This is a genomic window from Silvania hatchlandensis (assembly GCF_025564065.1).
GTDB lineage: Bacteria > Pseudomonadota > Gammaproteobacteria > Enterobacterales > Enterobacteriaceae > Enterobacter > Enterobacter hatchlandensis.
Genome location: NZ_JAMGZK010000033.1, coordinates 14,753 through 37,562, shown reverse-complemented (window position 1 = coordinate 37,562; position 22,810 = coordinate 14,753). Strand labels below are relative to the sequence as shown.

The window sequence follows — 22,810 nt, the reverse complement described above, 5'->3', positions numbered from 1 at the left end:
TTAATGAAGAGTGTGGAGGTAGCGCCAGACTGGCAATACACCGTACTGATTTTGACTCGCGTCTATGCTAATGGTTCCAGACGGTTACGTCACCTGTAGCCTTGTCTGAAAAAGGGGATTGTCGCGGGGCGGCGTAATGTAGCATAGCCGCCCGCGATTGCCGTGTAATTTCGATAGTATAAGAGTGTAAGTATTATCCTGTTTCAAAAAAATGATACGGCTCAGGCGGATTAAATATCCACCGATTAGCCTTCGCCGAAGCGACTATCCAGCGCCAGGCTTAGCATACGCTCATGGTTAACGCTGACGGCGCGCCAGCCTGCTGCACTTTCCCCTTCCCGAACAATTGCCATGCCCTGGGCTGCCAGCTGGTTCAGCAGATCGGCAAACTCACTCTCATTGACCGGGCGGGGCTGCCAGAAGGTGCGCTTGTTGTCGGTAAAAATGGGCAGCAGCTGGATCTGCGGCTCGCGACCGCCGAGTCGCAGGCGCACGATAAATCCGTAGGCGGGCACCCCGCGCGTCTGATACTCGCCGTTACTGTTGAAGACCGCGTTGCCAATGCTGTAGACCACCAGGCTCTGCCCGAGCTGGGCCGCGTCACCCGCCATATGGGGCCCTGAGCCGATAATCAGATCTGCCCCGGCCTCGCTCAGACGCTGCGCCTGCGCCCGCTGGCCGGGGGTGGTCCAGCGGTAGTCCAGCCCCCAGTGGGCAAGGACAATCGTTGTCGCCGGATTAGCGCGGGCTTTCTCCTGACGCAGCTGTTCGACCAGCCCGCCGCTCAGACAGGCGACGCCCGCGCGCCGTGGGCGGGCGTAGAAGGCGCACTCCTGCTCCATGTAGCGTCGATACCAGTAGGCGCTGAAAATCTTATACCGCCGTCCGTCCACCGTCAGGACCAGCGGCGCTTCCGCCTGGTGGGCATTCACTCCAGCACCGATGCAGGCAATGCCGCCTTCGCGGAACGCCGCCAGGGTGCTGTGCAGCCCCGGCAGTCCGGCATCCATGGCGTGATTGTTGCCCAGCGCCACCGCGTCGATGCCCTGCTTGCGCAGCGCCGCAACCGAGGCCGTCGGATCGCCCGTCAGGCAGAAGGGTTTTCGCCCTTCGAGGCTGACGCTCTGGTCGGTGGTCAGCGCGGCTTCAACGTTGGCCAGGGTAAAATCGCTACCCTGCAGCAGCGGGGCGATAGCCGCGAAGCTGTGATCGTAGCCGTGGCGCTGCAGGGCGTCATCGATCCCGCGTGCCTGCCGCTGACGCGTATACCACTCGCCAAAATAGGTATCGCCCAGCAGGGTGACGGTCGCTGCAGGCGAATCGATCTGCCGCTCTTCAGCGGCTTCGGGGAGCATGTCTGCCCCAGCCAGCAGGGCATCAAGCTGATAGTCGAGATGGAACGCGTCATCCGCCCCGGCGACGCAGGCCAGCCACAGCTCACCGTCGACCCACTGCAGGGCGAACCCCCACCGTCCGGCGCTGAATTGCCCCCACGCGCTACCGTTGTCGTGCAGGTTGCTGGTTTTGCGGTACATGCGCTCGCCGATCGCCGCCTCATGTTCGCTAAACCATGTCAGCAGGTGCGGGTAACGCTTTTGGAAATGACGCATCAGTCGGGCGATGTCCGAAAGCGTGGTGCGCTGTCCGGAACGGGCGCGCCCCGAGACGTTATTGATCCGGGTATGGCGCATGTTGAGGTCAGCGGCCAGCTGCCGGAGCAGGGTAAGCGCCCCGGCGCTACTGCCTGCTAGCTGTTCCGCGAGGTTAATGGCGGCATCGCAGGCCGTGTGGATCAGCATCCCCTGCAGGAGCGATTTCAGGGGCAATGTGCTGCCCCGCTGGAGCCCGAGCACCGGGTTACCTTTGGCGATCGTCGGCGAAATACCGCGCACGGCGACGGGGGTTTCGAGAGTGATTTTTTTCTGCAGCAGGCGATCGGCAAAGCAGCAGGCCAGCAGCAGCTGGCTGAGATAAGCAGGGGCGAAAGTGCTTTCTGACTTCTCGGTTACCCGCTGTTCGCCGGTAGACAGATTAACCAGCAGGCGTGCCGTTTGTCCTTTCGCCAGTGCGGGCGGGGCGGCGAGCCGGGCTTTCAGCAGGCCGACGACCTGCTTAAAGTCGGAGTTGCGCACGCTGCCTTTGATCAGCACCACGTCCCCGTCGCGCAGGGTAGGGGCTGCAGCGTCAACCAGCGCCTGTGCCGTCGCAAAATGTCCGCCGCGCACGCCGTCCGGCAGGGCCGCGTGCAGGGCTGACATCTCTTCGCCGTGCAGGAAGGCCAGCTGGCAGCCCGCGTCCAGCAGCGGCTCCGCCAGCGCCCGGTGGATCGCCGCGCTCTGGTCGCCAAGATTGACAATCCGACCCAGCAGGGCCACAACCCGGCCCCCGGTGTCCCGGGCCACCCCAAAGGCGTTAAGCATCGACAGGTATTCGGCGTTGTAGCTGTCGTCAATCAGCGTCGCTGAGCCGCCGTCCGGCAGCGCAAGCGCAGTCACGCACATATGCTGCCCATCGCCGCGATAGCCTTCAAGACCGGTGATAATCTGCGCCAGGCTGACGCCCAGCAGATCGGCGGCGATCAGCGACGCCACCGAGTTGAGCGCGCCGCCCCGGCCAGGGACCGCCAGCCGGTAGCACAGGGTCTGCTCGCGGAAGGCGAGGGTGATGTGGCTCCCGCGGTCATCGGGGGCAAAGCTTATAATCCGGACATCCGCGGCGGCGTCGAAGCCGTAGCTGATGATCCGCGCTCCGTCGCGCGCGACCCCGGCCGCCACCGTTGCGTACCCGGCCATCTCGCGATTAAGGACAGCATAGCCGCCGGGGATCAGGCCGTGGCTAATGCGGGACTTAAACCGCGCCACGTCGTCAAGGGAAGTGATGCTCTTGCCCACCTGGGTCATGCCAATTTCGGTAACGATCGCGATATGCGGCTTGATACGCGGGCCGATGCCGCCGTTACGCATCCACAGGGCGGAGATCGCCACCTCCATGACCACCGCCGCAGGATCCCACACCGCCCGCGCCAGCGTGACCGAGGCGCCGGTACGGGTGTTATGGTTGCCGCGGCTGGCTACCACCGGCATGGCGCTGGCAAGGATCGTGTCCAGCATCTCTTTGGTCGAGGTTTTCCCTACCGTCCCGGTGATCGCCACCACCTTGCCGTTGAGCCGCCGCCGCGCCTCTTCGGCAAGGGTCAGCAGCGCCTGATAGCTGTCACCCACCACCAGCTGTGGAAAGTCGGGGGGCAGATCCGCCAGGTGACGCTGAACGATGGCCCCGCAGTAGCACTCAGCGTGGCGCGAAAGGGCAAGATGGGTATCGTTCCAGCCCGCGTAAAGCCCGGTATTGCCTGAGCCGCGCTGCCAGGTGTCAGGGTCGATGGCAACAAACAGGCAGGGGCGGGCGTAGATTGTGTTGTCGTGCAGGATCGCGATGTCGCCCGCAACCCAGTCGGCAGCCGGACGATTGTGCCAGACGCTGCCGGGCAGCTGTTCGAGGTCGAAAACGGTCCAGCCTGCCGCGCGCGGTGGGTGACTCATAGCGGTATCCTTACTGTTTTACGGCGTGCCCGCGGCGCGGACACAGATCAATAGCGTTAATGCCCGGATTGCCCAACAGATCGTGATATTCCGGCGGGGCGGCGGGGCGTTCGAGCAGCTGGACCTGGTGACCCTGTTCATGCAGCGCCCGGGCGTAGCGTGCCTGCAGATCGAACGGGGTATTGCGATCCTGCGGGTTGCCGATCACCAGGATCAGTCGCCGGGGATCGGTGGCGATACCCTTGATATGCTCAAGTGGATCCCAGGGGTTGGGCAGGCCGGTTCCGTCCAGCGCGGGGGCAGATGCCTCGCCGCGCTGCTGGCGCATACGCTGGGCCCGCTCCAGCAATCCCCATGCACCGGAAGTCAGCACCGCGCAGTCAATATCCTGGCGGCCCCAGGCGAGCAGGGCCGACGCGGCGGTTGCGCCGCCGCTATGCCCACTGAGGATAAAGTGCTGGATGCCATAGCGCGTTTTGATGGCGTCAACCGCGGCATTGATGGCGAGAAACTCTTCCGGCTGGCGGCGGCGATAGTGATTGCCGCTCGAGCCATAGGTGCCCGGTCGGGCGATAATCACGGTGGGCAAACCGGTCTTGCGCAGGATCGCCTGAGCCTGACGGCGCTGGGATTCGGCGGTATTTGCGGGAATGGTATGCGGCGGGTGCGTAATCAGGGATACCCGGTCGCCTTTGAACATCACCAGCACCACGGGCGCGGCGTGCAGATTGCCTGCACTAAAATAGCGGATGCAGGCTTTGCCGCCAGGGTATTCTACCCACGCGGCGTCATCTCCGAGCGGACAGGTTTGCTTGCTGGCCGGTTGGTTCCACAGCAGCGGCGTATTGGCGTGCGCCGCCAGGCCGACCAGCAGCAGAACGAACAGTGCACAACATCGCCTCACAACACCGCCTCAGGGAAACCTATAGATGGACAGAATACACAACAGATGATGCATAATGTTATTATATATTAAGGAATTTTACGGCAGGGGTCTCTCTGGCGCAAACAGGAGTAAACATGTCGCTCAGCCACTTACTTGCAGAGATCCGTCCAGCACTGGATACGCTGTCGCTTGCGCCAAAACCTGCTCCGTGCCCGGCATGGGTGATTTTTTTCAGCATCTCTGACAGTAAAAGTCGTGCGCATGTGACCCAGACCTGCGGCGAGACCCTCGAGCAGGCCTGGGCGCAGGGAATGCAGGCATTAGAGCAGTGGCAGAAAAAGAGCAATGCCGATGTCTGCTGGCTACGGGTGGACCTCGTCGATAAGGTGCAGGTGCTGCGCTGGGACGCGCTGGAAGCCCGTTTAGCGCAAACCAAACGTAACTATTTTCGCTTTGGCCTGAGCCTGGATCCGGCGTTTCGCTATGCGATGCTGGAACAGGAGATTGGCGCCAACGCGCTGCTGTACCATGGCGACCACGGCGTCGCCACGCCTAACGCCAACAACCTTGCCCACTTTTCCCGTCGTCGCTTCGGGGCGGTATTGAACTGGCCTGAACAACCGGATCAGACCGTCTGGCGTTTCACTACCCGATCGCTGTTCTGCGACGGCGAGCAGGTGCTGCCCATCGAATCGACTGGGCGTAACAGCGGATACCGTCTCCTGCCCGCCTGGCAGGAGACGGCACTGACGCCGATGATTGCCTCGGCAACTGACTATCTGGCCCGTCAGGTTACGCCGTCCGGGCGCTATCAGTACGGCTGGTTCCCCTGTTTTGACCGGGCGATCCCCACCTATAACGCCCTGCGCCACGCCAGCTCGACCTATGCGCTACTCGAAGGATGGGAAGTGACCCAGCAGCCGGCGCACTTTGCGGCGATTGAGCGGGCGCTGGCGGATCTCTGCACCACCTTTATTCGCACTTACGCGCTTCCCGACGGCAGCGAAGCCGATTTCCTGGTGGATACCGGGGATGAGATCAAGCTCGGCGGTAACGCCGTGTGCATCCTGGCGATGAGTAAATACAGCGAGCTGACCGGCGACACCCGCTACGTGGCGCAGATGGAGCGGCTGGCCAACGGAATCGGCTTTATGCAGGATCCGCACAGCGGCGGTTTTGTGCACGTGCTTAACGCCGGGGATCTGTCGCTGAAGGCGGCGCACCGCATCATCTATTACGACGGAGAAGCGGCGTTCGCCCTGATGCGCCTGTACGGCCTGACGAAGAACCCGCGCTGGCTGGAGAGGGTCGAGCGGGCGATGGATCACTTTATCGAGCAAAAGCACTGGCAGGCGCACGACCACTGGCTCAGCTACTGCGTCAACGAGCTGACCCTGTACCGCCCGCTGGAGCGCTATTACCAGTTTGGGCTGGACAACGTGCGCGACCATCTCGATTTTGTCCAGAATCGCGTCACCACCTATCCGACGCTGCTGGAGTTAATGATGGCGGCCTCGCGGATGATTGAGCGTCTTGCCGCCTCACCGCACGCGCATCTGATGGCCGATTTTGATATGGAGGCCTTCAACCTGGCGCTGGAGACCCGCGCCCGCTATCTGGCGAATGGCTTTTTCTGGCCGGAGGTGGCGATGTTCTTCAAAAATCCGGCCAACATAGTCGGCAGTTTCTTTATTCGTCACCACAGCTATCGGGTGCGGATCGATGACGTCGAGCACTATCTTTCCGGCTACGTGGCATACCGTAAACGCTGGCTTCTGGCCCGGGCAGACTGACGAATGAACCGCCGACGCGTATTCTTCTCGCTGAGTGTCTGGCTGCTGGTGTTGCTGGTTTTCTCATCTGGCCTCGGCGCCGGGTGGGATTTCAGCGCCATCAGCACTCGCACCGAGCGGCTGTACGGACCGGCGACGCCAGCGGCAAGGCAGCGCATCGACGAGTGGGCGGCGTTGCTGAAGAGTCCGCCGCAGGGGACCATCCAGCAGAAGCTGAACGCGGTGAATCAGTTTTTTAACACACGGATGGCGTTCCGGGATGATATTGTCGTCTGGAATCAACAGGATTACTGGGCCACGCCGATTGAGTTTTTACGCAAAGGGGCGGGGGACTGCGAAGATTATGCGCTGGCGAAATACTTCACCCTGCGCGAACTCGGGGTGCCCGCCAACCAGCTGCGCATTACCTACGTTAAAGCGCTCCAGCTGAATCAGGCGCATATGGTAGTGACGTGGTACGCCACGCCGGATGCCATCCCGCTGGTGCTGGACAACCTGAAAACAACCATCCTGCCTGCCACCAAACGTACTGACCTGCTTCCGGTTTACGCGTTTAACGGCGAAGGGCTGTGGCTGCCGCAATCCGGCGGCAATAAGCGCGTGGGCGACAGCAAACGGCTCTCCCGCTGGCAGGATCTTCTCACCCGCATGCGTGCAGAGGGATTTGAAATTAATGAATAGGAAAGACCATGTCACTTTATAAACAGCTACTGATCGGCATCTGTTTATTTACGTTCGTCATTTTCTGCGGCAACTTTGTCGTCACCCTGGAAACGTCGCGCGAACAGTATCGCAATCAGCTCAGCGCCCACGCACAGGACGCGGCAACCGCGCTGGGGCTGTCGCTCACCACCCATATCGACGACCCGTCCATGACCGAGCTGATGGTGAACTCGATCTTCGACAGCGGATACTTCTATCGCATCCGGGTGGTCGACATTAACACCAATAAGCCGATCATCGAGCGCAGCGATGTGCCGCAGGACACCCGCGTTCCGCAGTGGTTTGTGCGGCTGGTGAACTTAAGCCCAGGGGAAGGCGACGCCATTGTGATGCGCGGCTGGAGCCAGGTGGCCCGCGTTGAAGTGGTCAGCCATCCGATGTTTGCGCTGGCGCGTCTGTGGGACGGGATGGTGGCCAGCTTCTGGTGGCTTACCGGCTGCAGTCTGCTGTTTATTCTTGGCGTCACCCTGCTGCTGCGCCGGATGCTGCGCCCACTCAACTATATTGTTGGCCAGGCGATGGCTATCTGCCGCCGCGAGTTCCTGAACGTTCCGGCGCTGCCGAAGACTCCAGAGCTGCGCCGGGTGGTGGAAGCGACCAACATGATGGTCACCCAGCTCAAAGTGCTGTTCAGCGAGCAGGCCCAGCGCACTGAAACCCTGCGCAGAGAGGCTTATCACGACAGCCTGACCGGCCTGAGCAATCGCCGTGCGTTTGATATGCAACTCCAGTCGCGTCTCAGCGATGAAGAGAACGCCTCCGGCCATCTGATGCTGCTGCGGGTGCAGGATCTGACCGGGATGAACCAGCGTCTTGGCGGGGCCAAAACCGATCAGCTGTTAACCAGCGTGGCCACGATCCTGACCGGTCTGCAGCGCAACTATTTCCATAATGAAGGCTTCTTATCCCGCGTGCGCGGCGGGGAGTTCGCGATTATCGCCCCGCAGATCCTGCCCCAGGAGATCGAGAATCTGACTCAGACCCTCAGCACCCAGCTGAAGGCGCTGGCGGAAACGGGCATGAGCGACGTCTCGCCGGTGGCCCACTTTGCACTGGTACCGTTCCAGGTTGGCGATACGCCGCAGGCGGTGCTGATGCAGGCTGACCAGGCGCTGGCGATGGCCGAAACCGACATGCGCTTCTTCGCCAGCCCCGAAACCCCGTCCGCCAGCGACAGTGAAGCAGATCATCACAGCTGGTACACCCGGCTGGATACGGTGCTGACCCATGGCGCCTTCGAGCTTTTTTCCCAGCCGGTGTATGAGTGCAACAATGCGCACGTGGTGCTGCACCACAAGATCCTCGCCCGTATCCGCACCCCGGAAGGTGAACTGGTGCCTGCCGGACGCTTTATGCCGTGGATCCATCGCCTCGATCTCAGCCGCAGAATGGACATCGTGATGCTCCAGCAGACGCTGCGCGAAATGGCAAAATCCACCCGACCGCTGGCCCTGAGTATCAGCGGTGCCAGCGTCGCCGACGATCAGAGCCTGAATGCGCTGCTGCAGCCGCTGAAAAACGTCCCGCAGCTCGCTGCCCGCCTGACGCTGGAGCTGGACGAAAATGAACTGCCTGATGCCGAGCGCGTCAGTATCCTGGTCAGCCGACTGAATGAGCTGGGTTGCCGTCTGGGGATCCAGCACTTTGGTGGCCGCTTCCACCTTATCGGCAATTTACCGCAGTGGGGGCTGGCCTGGATTAAGGTTGATGGCAGCTATATTCGCGATATTGACAGCGAAGAAGATAAAAAACTATTTATTGAGGCCATCTACTGGGCAACCCGTCAGATTAATTTGCCGTTAATTGCCGAGCGCGTAGAAACAGCGGGTGAACTGGCGGTTCTCGAACAAATAGGCTTGTATGGTGCAATGGGTCGCTATTTTGCGGATGCCAGTACCTTAGGTGTAAATTAACCTCGCACACGACATTGAGGCCGAATATGTACTACATACAACGCGACGCGGATGGGCGAATTATTCAGGTTGAACTGACGCCGTTTCGCGGGATGACACAACAGCATGACGCGAGCACGCCCGAGATTGACGAGTGGTTACGCCAGCGGGAGACGCGAGAAGCCACGCTCACCCAGCTGCGCCAGAGCGACCTTGAGATGGTTCGCGTACTGGAAGATTTGATTGAAGTCCTGATGAGTAAAGGGGTGATTAGCATTACCGATCTGCCGCCTGCCGCCCAGGCCAAACTCACTAACCGCGCCCAGGCGCGACGCTCGTTGAGCGGGCTGGAGGGATTAATAGCGGACGAAGACGAAGGGCTTATTTAAGCCTTTTTTGTGCATTGATAAGCATTATGTCTCTCGGAAGTCAATTAAGGGGTTATTGATTTAACCCCCTGGTTTTATCAGGTAGACATCACCGCACTACTATTCATTCATCACATCAATTATTATACGGTCCCCGACTTACGCCAGCGTCAAAAAACATTCCTGCTGAGGCGCGTATTGTCGTTTTTGTTACACAGCAAATGAAAAATATTTAATAAATTCTCTTTTAGCATTCTATGCCTGAACAGTGGATGAATTGGGCGAGAAAAGGATTGAGGGACACAAACGATGAGTGGCGTATCTGGGATCGTCAAAGCAGTTATTGGAGAAGTTTTTGCAGTAGGCCCTGATGGTAGCAGGCGTTTACTGGTTGAAGGCGACAGGATCCTCGAAGGGGAACAGGTTCAGACCGGCACGTCTGGCGCGATCACACTGACGCTTGCGGATGGCAAACATCTGGACCTCGGGCGTGACAGCCAGTGGGATGGCAGCGGCAGCGCAACGACTGACGCGACGGCTGCACAGCAGCAAGATGTTGCTGCCCTCCAGCAGGCTATCGCCGACGGTCAGGATCCAACCCAAACCCTGGAAGCGACCGCGGCAGGTCCACAGCCCGCGTCGACAGGCGGCGAGCCCGGCGGCAGCGGCGGGGGATCCCACACCCACGTGGTGCTCGATTTAACCGGTGAAATTGTTGACCCCAACGCAGGCTACCCTACGATCGGCCTTGACTTCCCTGATGACGAACGCCCGGAAGAATTAACGCTGCTTGATACCGACGATTCCGATGCGGACGCGGATTCCGATGCTGATGCTGATGCGGATGCGGATGCCGATGCGGACTCTGACGCCGATGCTGATGCGGATGCGGATGCCGATGCGGACTCTGACGCTGATGCCGACGCGGATGCAGATTCTGACTCTGACTCTGATTCCGACTCTGATTCCGACTCTGACTCTGACTCTGACTCTGACTCTGACTCTGACTCTGACTCTGACTCTGACTCTGACTCTGACTCTGACTCTGACTCCGACTCTGATTCCGACTCTGACTCTGACTCTGACTCTGACTCTGACTCTGACTCTGACTCTGACTCTGACTCTGACTCTGACTCTGACTCTGACTCTGACTCTGACTCTGACTCTGACTCTGACTCTGACTCTGACTCTGATTCCGACTCTGATTCTGACGCCGACTCTGATTCCGACTCTGATTCTGACGCCGACTCTGATTCCGACTCTGATTCTGACTCCGACTCCGATTCCGACGCGGATGCGGATGCAGATGCAGATGCAGATGCGGATGCTGACGCGGATGCTGATTCTGACGCCGATGCAGACGCTGATTCCGATACCGATTCCGATTCCGACGCAGACGCTGATGCCGATGCCGACGCTGATGCAGATGCGGATGCCGACGCGGACGCAGATGCGGACGCTGATGCCGATGCCGATGCGGATGCGGATGCGGACGCAGATGCGGACGCTGATGCCGATGCCGATGCCGATGCGGATGCGGACGCTGATGCCGATGCAGATGCCGATGCAGATGCTGATTCCGACGCCGACGCCGACGCTGATTCTGACGCGGATGCCGATGCCGATGCAGATGCTGATTCCGACACGGACGCCGATGCTGATGCCGATGCAGATGCAGATGCGGATGCCGACGCGGACGCTGATGCGGATGCCGACGCGGATGCAGATGCGGATGCCGATGCCGACGCGGATGCAGATGCCGATGCGGACGCTGATGCAGATGCTGATTCCGACGCCGACGCTGATTCCGACGCGGATTCTGATGCCGACGCAGATGCGGATGCGGATGCCGATGCGGATGCCGATGCGGATGCTGATGCCGATGCGGATGCGGATGCCGACGCAGATGCGGATGCGGATGCGGATGCCGACGCGGACGCAGATGCGGACGCTGATGCCGATGCAGATGCCGATGCAGATGCCGATGCCGATGCGGATGCAGATGCGGATGCCGACGCGGACGCTGATGCGGATGCCGACGCGGATGCAGATGCCGATGCCGACGCGGATGCAGATGCCGATGCGGATGCCGACGCAGATGCTGATTCCGACGCCGACGCTGATTCCGACGCGGATTCTGATGCCGACGCAGATGCGGATGCGGATGCCGATGCGGATGCTGATGCCGATGCGGATGCGGATGCGGATGCTGATGCCGATGCCGATGCCGATGCCGATTCCGACGCGGACTCTGATGCGGATGCAGATGCAGATGCTGATGCCGATGCTGATGCCGATGCAGATGCCGATGCAGATGCCGACGCAGATGCTGATTCCGACGCCGATGCAGATGCTGATGCGGATTCTGATGCAGACGCCGACGCAGATGCAGATGCAGACGCGGATTCTGATGCCGATGCAGATGCAGATGCTGATGCAGATGCTGACGCTGACGCTGACGCTGACGCCGATGCCGATGCCGATGCAGATGCCGACGCCGATGCGGATTCTGATGCAGATGCAGATGCAGATGCAGATGCCGACGCTGATTCTGACGCGGATGCCGATGCTGATGCAGATGCTGATGCTGATGCTGATGCTGATGCTGATGCTGATGCTGATGCTGATGCCGATGCAGATGCTGATGCTGATGCAGATGCAGATGCAGATGCTGATGCTGATGCTGATGCAGATGCAGATGCAGATGCGGATTCCGATGCAGATGCCGACGCTGATGCCGATGCAGACGCAGACGCCGATGCCGACGCCGACTCTGATGCGGATGCTGATGCGGATGCTGATGCGGATTCCGATTCTGATGCCGACGCCGACGCAGATGCAGATGCCGACGCAGATGCAGATGCCGACGCCGACGCAGATGCCGACGCCGACGCCGATGCGGACGCAGACGCAGACGCAGACGCAGATGCCGATGCCGATGCGGACGCTGATGCCGACGCCGATACCGACGCCGACGCCGACGCTGATTCCGACTCCGACGCAGATGCTGATTCTGACGCCGATGCAGATGCAGATGCAGATGCCGATGCCGATATAAAACTGACCGTCACCGTCACCCCAGGCAGCAAAACGACGGAAACGTCAGATGACAAGGTGATCCATATCAACGGCGGCAGCGGGGATCCGAACGGCTACGATATCCAGAACGGTGTCATCGTGGCGATCGGCAGTAACGTGCACGTTTGGCTGACCCCGGACAGCCCGGATGGCAAGATCCAGGGCGATTTTGTGCCGAAATCCGCAAGCCCGGATCAGATCCACTACTACACCAGCAGTGGCAATGCCAACGCGGGTGAAAGCAGTAAAGGACATACCGATATCTTTGTGGTCGGCGACCATACGGGCGGTTACTACCAGCAGGGTGACTGGTCGAACGACCGCTATGAATTTAAACCGCTGAACGGCATTACCGGTAACCAGGGCTTGCCAGAAGGCGATGCAGGCAAGGACTATATCTTTGTCCAGGGCGACGCCAAGGATTACACCGTTACCGGTGTTGATCATCCGCAGAACCACCAGAACAACGATATCGATAACCTTCACGTTTATGAAAATGGCACCTGGAATGGACCCTTCCAGAACGCCAACGGCATTGAAGGGGTTGTTTTTGGGGACGGACCATCTTCCAGCCTCGGCGGCAATACCACCTCCAGCACCAAAGTGACGCTGAACCTGGACGTTAACCTCGAAAGTTCCGACAGCAGCGATCACCTGAACAGCATCACCCTGAGCGGGATCCCGGAAGGCGCCACCTTTACCGGTAATCATGTTAACGCCACCTATGACGCGGTAAATAAGGTCTACGTCCTGACCTTCGATAACGACACCACCCACTATACCGGTCAGGTCAGCGCCGAGTTTCCGGGCGCGAAGGGTGATTTCGATGATATCACCCTGAAAGTGGACTCCACCGCCTCCGATCATCACGACACCGACTTCACCTTCGATGGCGAGAAGGGGGGAACGGTGGTCAGCGAACACCACGCTGGCGATAGCGCGGTGGATCATGACGACGATAACGCCCTCACGGCCAGCCACAGTGATGATGACAATCAAACGGATAATCACAGCGCGGCGCGGATGGCCAGCCAGGGCGATGACGACAAGCTGACCCATGCGGGTGCTCAGAGCGAAGAATCTGACCACAATGCTGACCACACCGCCGATACCGGGGATCACAGCGCATCGTTAATTGATGACGATAACCTGATGTTCAGCACCACGGCTGCCGATACTGAGCAAAGCCATGCTGACATTCAGACGGTGCAGGCGGATAGCGCCAGCAGCACGCTGTCAGGGGAAGAGCAGGATCAACAGCTGCACTTCAACGACATCATCCATGACGAGGAACATAACGATCTCAGCAGTCTGATCCAGGCGGGGCCGCAGAGCGAAAGCGCTGACGGACCGGCGGAGATCGCACATGTTCCTGCCGAAGGCGGTGAGACGGTGGGGGCGGACAGCTACGATGCGGGTCACGAAGCGATGCTGGATAGCCTGATCGCTAAACCGGAAGAAGTTTCCTGACCGGGTTGCCGCGCAGGAGACTGCGCGGCGTACCCCCGCCAGATTATTTCAGGTCAGACGAAGGATAGCGTCCGATCGTACAAATCGCAGGATGCATTTTCCCCTCGGTCGCATGGGATTTCTCTGGTGGATATTGACCAACAATCAAGGGATATGAAGGAAAAAAACGACAAGATGAAACAGTACAGTCAGATTTTTATGGGTGCAGCGCTGGCGCTGGTAGTCACACAGAGCCAGGCAACTACCCTTGAGCAGGCGGTAAAAGACAGCCTGCTGTGGCACCCGGAAGTGAACGCCACGGTCAACAGCCGTTATTCCGCCGATCAGGATCTGCGTGCCGCCAAAGGAGGCTATCTGCCGACGCTGGATGTGACGGCCGGTACCGGCTGGGAACAGACTGATAACGCCAGCACCCGTGCGGCAGGCGATCATCTGCGCGACCTGCACCGCAGCGAATCCGCCATCAACCTGCGCCAGAACGTTTTTAACGGCTTTGCGACCAGCAGTGAAGTCGATCGCCAGAAAGCGACGGTGAACTCCCGCGCCTGGACGGTGCTGAACACCAGCGAAAATACCGCTCTGAAGGCGATCCAGAGCTATCTCGACGTGCTGATGCGCCAGCAGATGGTCAAGCTTGCCGAAGATAACCTGAAGAACCACGAGCGGGTGTTCGATCAGATCCGCCTGCGCACCGAGCAGGGCGTTGGCCGTCAGGCTGACTTCGACCAGGCCGAAGCCCGTCTGGCGCAGGCGCGCAACAACCTGCTGACAGAGCAAACCAATCTCGAAGACTCTCGCGCCAACTATGAAAGCGTCACCGGTAAAGAGGCTGACACGCTGGTGATGCCGGCGAAGATCGCGGTTCCGGCCTCGCTTGAGGCGGCGCGCTCGGTAATGAAGGAAAACAGCCCGCTGCTGAAACAGGCTGATGCCGATGTGGAAGCCACCCGCCAGCAGTACGAAGCGGCAAAATCGCGCTTTTACCCGGACGTGAACGTTGAAGTGGGCCGCACGATGGACAATAACATCGACGGTACGCGTGGACACAGCCAGGAGTGGCAGGCAATGCTGCGCATGCGCTACAACCTGTACAACGGCGGCAGCGATCAGGCGATCCTTACCTCTTATGCCTACAAAATGAAAGAGGCCCAGGATGTGAAAAACAACGCCCAGCGCCAGCTGAACGAAGAGCTGCGCCTGGCCTGGAACGCCCTCAACAACGCCACCAAACAGGTGCCGATCGCCAAAGAGTATGCCGATCGCAGCGTGACGGTGCGCAGCGCTTACCAGGAGCAGTTCAGCCTCGGCGACCGTACCTTGCTGGATATGCTGGACAGCGAAAACGAAGTGTTCAGCGCCCAGCGCCGCTACGTTGAGCTGCAGTTCGTCGACATGTTCACTACCTACCGCATCAGCGCCCGTACCGGCGAGCTGCTCAAAAGCCTGAACATCCAGGCGCCGTCAGCCGCGCAGCCGCTCGATCAGGCGCAGCGTGCGCAGGCAGAGCTACCTGAGTTAAAATAGGCCCTTCGAAGGCTGACGGGGGTGTTTCCGGTTCCGGTAACGCCCCTCTCTTTTTTTATCTGCAGCCTCGGTCTGCAGAACACTGAGGCACAGAATGACGCCTGATATTACCGCCCCGGATCGTGCCGACACGCCGCCGCAGGCCCCGCTCAGACAGGATCCCCGGCAAATGCATGACGATCCGCTGCTCGACGCGCTGATGATCGTCTGCAAACTGCACAACATTGCCACCAGCCGCAACGTCCTGACGACGGGGCTGCCGCTGGGATCCCATACCCTGACGCTGGACGCTTTCCCGCGCGCCGCCGGACGGGCAGGGCTCAAGGCGCGGGTGGTGCAACGTCCGCTGGAGCACATCACCGCGCTGTCGCTGCCCGCGATCCTGCTGCTGAAAAACAACCAGACTGCGGTGCTGATTGGCTGGGATGCGCAGCAGCAGGCACGTCTGCTGCCGAGCGAAACCGAAGGCGGCGAAATTACGCTCTCACCTGAGACGCTGGCTGAGCATTACAGCGGCAGGGCGATTTTTATCTCGCCGGAACATGAATTCGATGCCCAGCCGACGGCGACGCTACCGCGCACTAAAGCCTGGTTCCAGGATACGCTGAAGCTGTCGAAGTCCCTGTATCTCGATGCGGTGGTGGCCAGTTTCCTGGTCAACCTGGTGGCGCTCGGCGCCCCGCTGTTTGTGATGAACGTCTATGACCGTGTGGTACCGAACCAGGCCACTGCCACCCTGTGGGTGATGTCGATCGGCATCCTGATTGCCTACGTGTTCGACTTTGTGCTGAAAATTCTGCGCGGGATTTGCCTCGATCTGGCGGGCAAAAAAACCGATCTGGTGGTCTCCTCGGCGCTGTTCGAGCGGCTGCTGGGAATGAAGATGAAGCTGCGCCCGGCGCGGGTGGGCAGCTTTGCGCAGAACTTCCAGGAGTTCCAGTCGATTCGAGAGTTCCTCTCGTCGCTGACCCTGACGGCCTTTATCGACTTTCCCTTCACGCTGCTGATTCTGGTGGTGATCGCGGTGATCGGCGGGCCGCTGGTGTGGATCCCGGTGCTCTGCTATCCGCTGGCGCTGGGGGTGAACTGGCTGATCCAGCGTCCGCTGATGTCGCGGGTCAAAAAAACCTACCAGCTGTCTAACGAGCGTCAGGCGATGCTGGTGGAAACGCTGACCGGCCTCGATGCCATTAAGATTAATAACGCCCAGAGCGAGCGCCAGTATCAGTGGGAGCATCTCACCGGCCAGCTCAGCAAGCTTGAGCTGCGGGTGAAATCGCTCTCCTATGTGGCGGTGAACTTTACCTCGTGGCTGCAGCAGGCCAGCGGCGTGGCGATTATCGTCGCCGGGGTGTACATCATTATTGGCGGCAACCTGAGCATGGGCGGGCTGATTGCCTGCTACCTGCTGCACCGCCGCGCCATGATGCCCATCGGCCAGCTGTGCAGCCTGATCACCCGCTACCAGCGTGCGCGGATGACCAAAGCTACCATTGACAGAATGATGGATCTGGAGCAGGAAGTGCAGGACGGCGAAGTGCCGTTGAAGCGCGAAACCCTCTCCGGGTCCATTGAGCTGCGCGACGTGACCTTCTGCTATCCGGGCAACCAGTACACCTCGCTCACCAACGTCTCACTGACGATTCAGCCCGGTGAAAAGGTCGGGATTATCGGGCGCAGCGGCTCCGGTAAAAGCTCGCTGGCAAAGCTGCTGGTTGGCTTTTACCAGCCCGACGGCGGCAATGTGTTGATCGACGGGATTGATATTCGCCAGCTGGATGTTCACGACCTGCGGCATAACATCGGCTATGCCCCGCAGGATATTCACCTGTTCAGCGGCACCCTGCGCGAAAACCTGGTCTACGGCGCCAGCTACGTGGACGATGAGACCATGCTGCGGGCCGCGACCCTGACTGGGGTACACGAGTTCGCCCGTCGTCATCCGTCCGGCTACAACATGCAGGTGGGCGAGCGTGGGATGAGCCTCTCCGGCGGCCAGCGGCAGGCCGTGGCGCTGGCGCGCGCGCTACTGCTCGACCCTCCTGTGCTGCTGATGGACGAACCGACCAGCTCGATGGATAACACCAGCGAAGATCTGATCAAAAAGGCGCTGGCACCGGTGATTGCCAACAAGACGCTGCTGATGGTTACCCATCGTGCGTCGCTGCTGTCGCTGGTGGACCGCCTGATTATCGTCGACAACGGCAAAATCATTGCCGACGGACCGAAAGAGAGCGTGATGAGTGCGCTGAAGAAGGGACAAATTCATGCGAATCGTTGATGCGCTTAGCCGCCTGATGAGCTGGCTGTCAGGAGACAAACAACCCGCACCCTTTACCACCAATGAGGTCAATAAAGCCCTGCTGGATGACGCCCCACGCGTGGTTCGCGTGACCCTGTGGGCAATCTTCGCTTTCTTTATTGCGATGATTCTCTGGGCCTCGCTGGCGAATATTGATGAGGTGACACGCGGCGAAGGGCGGGCTATTCCCTCGTCGCGCCTGCAAAAAGTGCAGAACCTCGAAGGGGGTATAATCGCTGAGGTCTTCGTCCACGAAGGGGAGGTAGTGAAAGCCGGGGCACCGCTGCTGCGCCTGGATGATACCCGCTTCCGTTCTAACGCCGGGGAGACCGAGGCCGATAAGCTGGCGCTTGAGGCGCGGATCCTGCGTCTGACCGCCCAGCTTGACGATGCCGCTTCGCTGACCCTGACGCCAGAGATCACTCAGCAGGCACCGGATATTGCCAACGGTGAGCTGGAGCTGTTTGCCAGCATCAATAAGCGCATTCAGAGCGAGCTGTCCGGCCTGAACGAACAGCTGGTGCAGAAGCAGCAGGAGCTGCTCGACTTCCAGAGCAAAATCAACCAGTACCGTCGTAGCCTGGCGCTGCAGCAGCAGGAGGTCAATATGTCTGAGCCGCTGGTGTCCAAAGGTGCGATTTCAAAGGTGGAGATGCTGCGTCTGCGCCGTGGAGTGGTCGAAACCCAGGGACAGCTGGACTCGGTGATTCTGGCGATCCCGCGTGCACAGGCCGCCATCAAAGAGATTGAAAGTAAGGTGGGCGAAACGCGCGGTCGTTACCGCAGCGAGGCGCTGGGGCAGCTTAACGAAGCCCGCACCGATCTCAGTAAAATTCAGGCCTCGGGTAAAGCCATCACCGACCGGGTCAACCGCACGTTGGTGACCTCGCCGGTGCGGGGTGTGGTGCAGCAGTTGCTGGTAAATACTATCGGCGGCGTGATCCAACCGGGCAACGACCTGGTGGAGATTGTCCCGCTTGACGATCAGCTGCTGGTGGAAGCCAAAATTCGCCCGCAGGACATCGCGTTTTTGCGACCGGGACAGGAAGCGACGGTGAAGTTCACCGCCTACGACTACACGATCTACGGTGGGCTGAAGGGCAAACTGGAGCAGATTAGCCCTGATACGGTGACGGACAAAGACGGGAAAAGTTTCTATATCATCCGGCTGCGTACCGACAAAAACCACCTCGGCACGGATGAGAAACCGCTATTGATTATTCCGGGAATGGTCGCGTCGGTGGATATCATTACCGGCAAGAAGACGGTGCTGGCCTATCTGTTGAAACCGATCCTGCGCGCAAAGGCGGAGGCGTTCCGCGAGCGTTAAGGATATAAAAAACCACCTCCGTTGGAGGTGGTTCGTCTGCTTACCACATCAAGTCATCCGGCACGACAAAATCGGCATAAGGATCTTCTTCATCCTGCGCTTCCTGAGTCAGCTCACTGCTTAACACGATATAGCTCGCGTCACGCTGGGCAATTTTACTGGCTACCACCGCCGGGATGATGGCGTATTCGCTCTCGCGGCCCGCCTCAGCAACCAAACGTGCGATGGCAAGGCGGCCATTGATCAGCTGCGTTTGCGTCTGCTTATCGACGTAGATTTTTTTAATCAGGTTGTTATCGGTGAAGTTAAATCCGATATCGCCCCGGGTAATGACAATCCGGTTCATCTCGATAAGCTGCTTGATCTGCGCTTTATATTCTTTTGCCAGGTTGGCCTGCTTTTGCTGCTCGCTCAACGCTTTATCACGTTCGATTTGCGCCTGTTTATTCACTTCTACCGCTTCTCTGGCCTCACGCGCCTGCACGCGTGATTTCTTGGCGGTGCGCTGCACCTTCGCCACTTTTTTACTGCTGACCAGGCCGGCTTTCAGCATCTGCTCTTGTAATGTGAGTTTTGTCATCGTCGCTTCTGGATCCATCAAATGATAGTCAGGATTATACCCTTTCCGCGCGGGGTTGTGGGAGGCTGAAAACACAAAACCCGGGACCGCTACTGCGCCCGGGTGTGGTTTGGCTCTGTCCGCTTAGCTGAAGAGTCTGAGGATATAGTCCAGAATCAGCGATGGAATAGTGAAGTCCGGGTCGGCGAAGGTCACACCGTGTGCACCGAGTTGAGAGAAAATCGGCAGCGTCAGCGCGGGCAGCACGCACAGCAGTAACCCGTTGATACCGCTGGCGATAACTGCCCCACGGAACCCGCCGGTGGCGTTACCAAAGATGGCGGCTGCACCGCCGGTGATGAAGCTTGCCATGATCCCCGGAACAATGATGGGCAGGCCAATAACCGGGAAGATCAGGATACAGACCAGTTCCACCACGAAGCTAATCAGGAAGCCAATCAGCGTGGCGTTCGGCGCTTTGGTAAACAACACCATTACATCAACGGCAGGAACGGCACCTGGGGCAAAGACCCGGGCAAAGCCTTTAAAGGCCGGAACGATTTCGGCGGTAAACAGGTTTACGCCCGCTTTAGCCAGATACAGACCGCAGGCAAAAATCGCGGACTGCTCAAGGATAAATATGACCACATTTTTATCACCCGCACCTGCGCCGTACACCATGGTCATGGCATCTTTAACCTGAGGGGTCGTCGCAAAAATACAGGAGATCAGCAGCAGCACCAGCATGGTGAGCAGGGTGGCGATGTTTGGCTCGCGGATAAAGTCGAACTTATTGCTGATATTCAGGTGTTCGGTGTCGGTGCTTTTATTACCGAACCATTTCCCCATATAAGAGCCAATAATATAAGAAGAGATCGCCGCGTGAGAAATGGCGTACTCGTCTGAACCGATAATCTGACGGCTAAAGCGGTTAAGAACCCAAGGGGAAACCGCCATATAGGTGCCGATTAACAGCGAAGAGATAATAACCATCTGATAATTACTAAATCCAAATTGCATCAATACGGCGGTTAAGGCAAACGCCATAAATAAAACCAGATGCAATGACAGATAAATAAATTTAAATCGAGTCAGGCGAGCCAGGATAATGTTCAGAATCATCGAGAATAGCAGGATTAACGCGGCGGTTGCCCCCAGTTTATCGATAGTGGCCGCCATGATTGCTTCGTTGCTCGGCACCACGCCGACAATATCAAAGGCCTTTGAGAATAATGAGCTAAAGGCGGTTAATACTTTCATCAGAATACTGCCGCCCACTTTTATCATCGTAAAGCCAATAAAAGAGAGCGCAGTACCTGTAATTAAACGGGAAACAGACGCCTTTTGAAAAAGTAAACCGAGGAACGCGACGATCGCAATAATGACCGCTGGCGTTTTGACCAACCCTAACAAGATATCCATGAATTTTCCTTAGGAGTGCTATACATCATTTAGTGCTTTGTTATTAGCGTTATTAATTAATACAACTGCATGTTAGCACTGCTGCTTAAGGGGTATCTGATAGCTGAATCACAAAAGAAACGCAATTAGCAATATTTTGAAATATTGTTTCATTACTGTGTTTGGGAATTGTGCAGGCCGTGTAATAATGGTGTTAACAAGCTTTTAAGGATTAGAGGGATACGTACAAAAACAAAGCTGGTTCAGGCTGGCGTGGCCCAACAAAACAACGAATGCGTTTTGTTGGGCTGAGGGCAGATATAATTGAATCAGGCAGTCAGGGGCCGCGTTCTGACTTTAAAGGTCTGGTACAGCAAGATCGCCAGTACCGCGGCGACACACCCTAACGCACCCCATGTAATGGCGCTGAAGACATCAATATAGGCGTTGATGGAGTAGTTGATAGCCCCGGAGGCATCAAAGGCTCCCTGCGAGGTCCTATCGGCAATCACTCCGGCCAGATAGTTGGCAATCGCCCCGGAAAGCAGCATATAGATGCCTGTCAGCACCCCGGTCACGCCCGGGATCGTAATGCGGGTGATTTGCGACATCGCCACCGGATCGATAAACAGCTCCGCAAAGCCCATCACCGCCAGGCCAAGCACCATCAGCGGCATCGAGGATTGGCCGTGGGTCGCCGACCAGTGCGCGCTTAAGGTCAGAATGCAGAACCCCGCACTCATCAAGCCCAGCCCGAGCGCGAATTTACCCCACAGGCGGATAACCCGATTGCCGCTCACGCCCTCTTTCACCAGCCATGCCAGTACCACGCCGCAAAGCATCACTGCAAAGGCATTGATTGACTGGAACATGGCAGTCGGCACGGCGTATCCGAGAATATTGCGGTTAACAAAGCGGTCGATATACAGACTGATTGAACTGCCACCCTGCTGGGCGAAGGCCCAGAACAGAAGGCTGAAAAAGGTCATCACCACGATCAGCTGCAGGGACTTACGTTGCTCGTGGGTCTGCGCCTGACGGTAGATTTTTAACAATACCGCCAGCCCGACGACGGTGGCGGCAATCAGCGCGTACACGGCCCACTCTTTCCAGAACAACACCGTGATCAGCAGCGGGGCGGTCACCAGCAGCACTAACAGCCACGCCCAGACCGGCATCAGCATTTTTTTGGCGCACAGAACCTCTTTATTGACCCCGGTGGTATGCGCGAAGTGGCGCTTGCCGCACATAAAGATGATCAGCCCGGCAAACATACCGATCGCCGCCAGCGCAAAGCCCATCGCCCAGCTGTACTCCTGCTGCACGTACCCGCAGGCAATCGGCGCAACGATCGAGCCAATGTTGCCCGCGGCGTACAGCAGGGAAAAGCCCCCGTCGCGGCGCGGATCGTCGGTCTGATACAGCTCACCCAGCAGGCAGCTGACGTTGGATTTAAACAGGCCGTAACCGCAGACGATAATCGCCAGCGACAGATACAGGAACGCCGAGGAGATCTCGCTGGCCCCCAGTACCAGATGGCCAATTGCCATCAACAAGGCGCCTGTCATCACCGCCATTCGGTTGCCGAGTACTTTATCCGCCAGGTAGCCGCCCAGAATCGGGGTGACGTACACCAGCGAACAGTAGGCGCTGAACAGGGCGTAAGCATGGTTATCTTCGTACTTGAGCTGGTTGGTGAGATACAGGATCAGCAGGGCACGCATGCCATAAAAGCTGAAATATTCCCAGATTTGCAATGCAACGATGTAATAAATGGCGCGGGGCTGTGATGATTGTTTATTCATTGTCTTTTCTGAAACGGAAGTTGTCGTCTGGTTAAATATGCGTCATTGCGGTGTTTTCATGGTGTTAAACACGAGGATTAAGGCAGTGGCGTAATTCAATATGCGGTATTTGTGCATAAATATACATTAAAAACGCTGTT

Annotated in this window: 13 protein-coding genes and 2 pseudogenes; 10 read left to right on the top strand and 5 right to left on the bottom strand. The window is 58.5% G+C overall.

Annotated features, from left to right (window positions below; genetic code table 11):
* Positions 1-245: 245 nt before the first annotated feature.
* Both M8014_RS01045 and M8014_RS01040 read right to left on the bottom strand, forming a co-directional pair.
* Positions 246-3,539 (bottom strand): CapA family protein, encoded by a 3,294-nt coding sequence (locus tag M8014_RS01045; protein WP_271280726.1) that lies wholly within the window; start codon positions 3,537-3,539, stop codon positions 246-248.
* Between the two features lie 10 nt (positions 3,540-3,549).
* Entirely contained in the window at positions 3,550-4,443 is an 894-nt protein-coding gene (locus tag M8014_RS01040; protein WP_271280725.1) for an alpha/beta hydrolase family protein, read from the bottom strand.
* A gap of 116 nt (positions 4,444-4,559) precedes the next feature.
* Between M8014_RS01040 and M8014_RS01035 the strand changes: the two are divergent.
* The 10 genes and pseudogenes from M8014_RS01035 to M8014_RS00990 all read left to right on the top strand — a co-directional run.
* A pseudogene (locus M8014_RS01035) lies at positions 4,560-6,209 on the top strand (Mur ligase); the annotation flags it as partial.
* A 12-nt stretch (positions 6,210-6,221) separates the two neighbouring features.
* Positions 6,222-6,899, top strand: a complete 678-nt coding sequence (gene lapG, locus M8014_RS01030; RefSeq protein WP_271280723.1) for a cysteine protease LapG — start codon at positions 6,222-6,224, stop codon at positions 6,897-6,899.
* Positions 6,900-6,907: 8 nt separating this feature from the next.
* Complete coding sequence (lapD, locus tag M8014_RS01025) at positions 6,908-8,854, top strand: cyclic di-GMP receptor LapD (protein ID WP_271280722.1); 1,947 nt, start codon at positions 6,908-6,910, stop codon at positions 8,852-8,854.
* A 26-nt stretch (positions 8,855-8,880) separates the two neighbouring features.
* Positions 8,881-9,222: a tryptophan synthase subunit beta gene (locus tag M8014_RS01020; protein ID WP_271280721.1), complete on the top strand. Its 342-nt coding sequence runs from the start codon at positions 8,881-8,883 to the stop codon at positions 9,220-9,222.
* A gap of 288 nt (positions 9,223-9,510) precedes the next feature.
* Positions 9,511-9,885 (top strand): annotated as a pseudogene (locus tag M8014_RS22825) (retention module-containing protein); the annotation flags it as partial.
* Positions 9,886-10,009: 124 nt separating this feature from the next.
* A complete protein-coding gene (locus M8014_RS01010; RefSeq protein WP_271280719.1) occupies positions 10,010-12,259 on the top strand; it encodes a hypothetical protein in 2,250 nt (749 codons plus the stop codon).
* A 56-nt stretch (positions 12,260-12,315) separates the two neighbouring features.
* Positions 12,316-13,749, top strand: coding sequence for a hypothetical protein (locus M8014_RS01005; RefSeq protein ID WP_271280718.1), 1,434 nt, complete (start codon positions 12,316-12,318; stop codon positions 13,747-13,749).
* Between the two features lie 174 nt (positions 13,750-13,923).
* The gene (locus M8014_RS01000) at positions 13,924-15,273 is read left to right on the top strand and encodes a TolC family outer membrane protein (protein WP_271280717.1); all 1,350 of its coding nucleotides are present in this window, start codon (positions 13,924-13,926) and stop codon (positions 15,271-15,273) included.
* Between the two features lie 94 nt (positions 15,274-15,367).
* On the top strand, positions 15,368-17,554 hold the full coding sequence (locus M8014_RS00995) for a type I secretion system permease/ATPase (protein WP_271280716.1): 2,187 nt from the start codon (positions 15,368-15,370) through the stop codon (positions 17,552-17,554).
* Entirely contained in the window at positions 17,541-18,905 is a 1,365-nt protein-coding gene (locus M8014_RS00990; RefSeq protein ID WP_418939588.1) for an HlyD family type I secretion periplasmic adaptor subunit, read from the top strand. The genes M8014_RS00995 and M8014_RS00990 overlap by 14 nt, the downstream gene beginning before the upstream one ends.
* Positions 18,906-18,945: 40 nt before the next feature.
* On the opposite strand, the gene M8014_RS00985 is transcribed toward M8014_RS00990, so the two are convergent.
* From M8014_RS00985 to dtpD, 3 genes are all read right to left on the bottom strand, one after another.
* Complete coding sequence (locus tag M8014_RS00985) at positions 18,946-19,485, bottom strand: DUF2058 domain-containing protein (RefSeq protein ID WP_271280715.1); 540 nt, start codon at positions 19,483-19,485, stop codon at positions 18,946-18,948.
* 123 nt (positions 19,486-19,608) lie between these two features.
* Positions 19,609-20,886: a PTS ascorbate transporter subunit IIC gene (locus M8014_RS00980; RefSeq protein ID WP_271280714.1), complete on the bottom strand. Its 1,278-nt coding sequence runs from the start codon at positions 20,884-20,886 to the stop codon at positions 19,609-19,611.
* A 308-nt stretch (positions 20,887-21,194) separates the two neighbouring features.
* On the bottom strand, positions 21,195-22,670 hold the full coding sequence (gene dtpD / locus M8014_RS00975; protein ID WP_271280713.1) for a dipeptide permease DtpD: 1,476 nt from the start codon (positions 22,668-22,670) through the stop codon (positions 21,195-21,197).
* Positions 22,671-22,810: the final 140 nt, after the last annotated feature.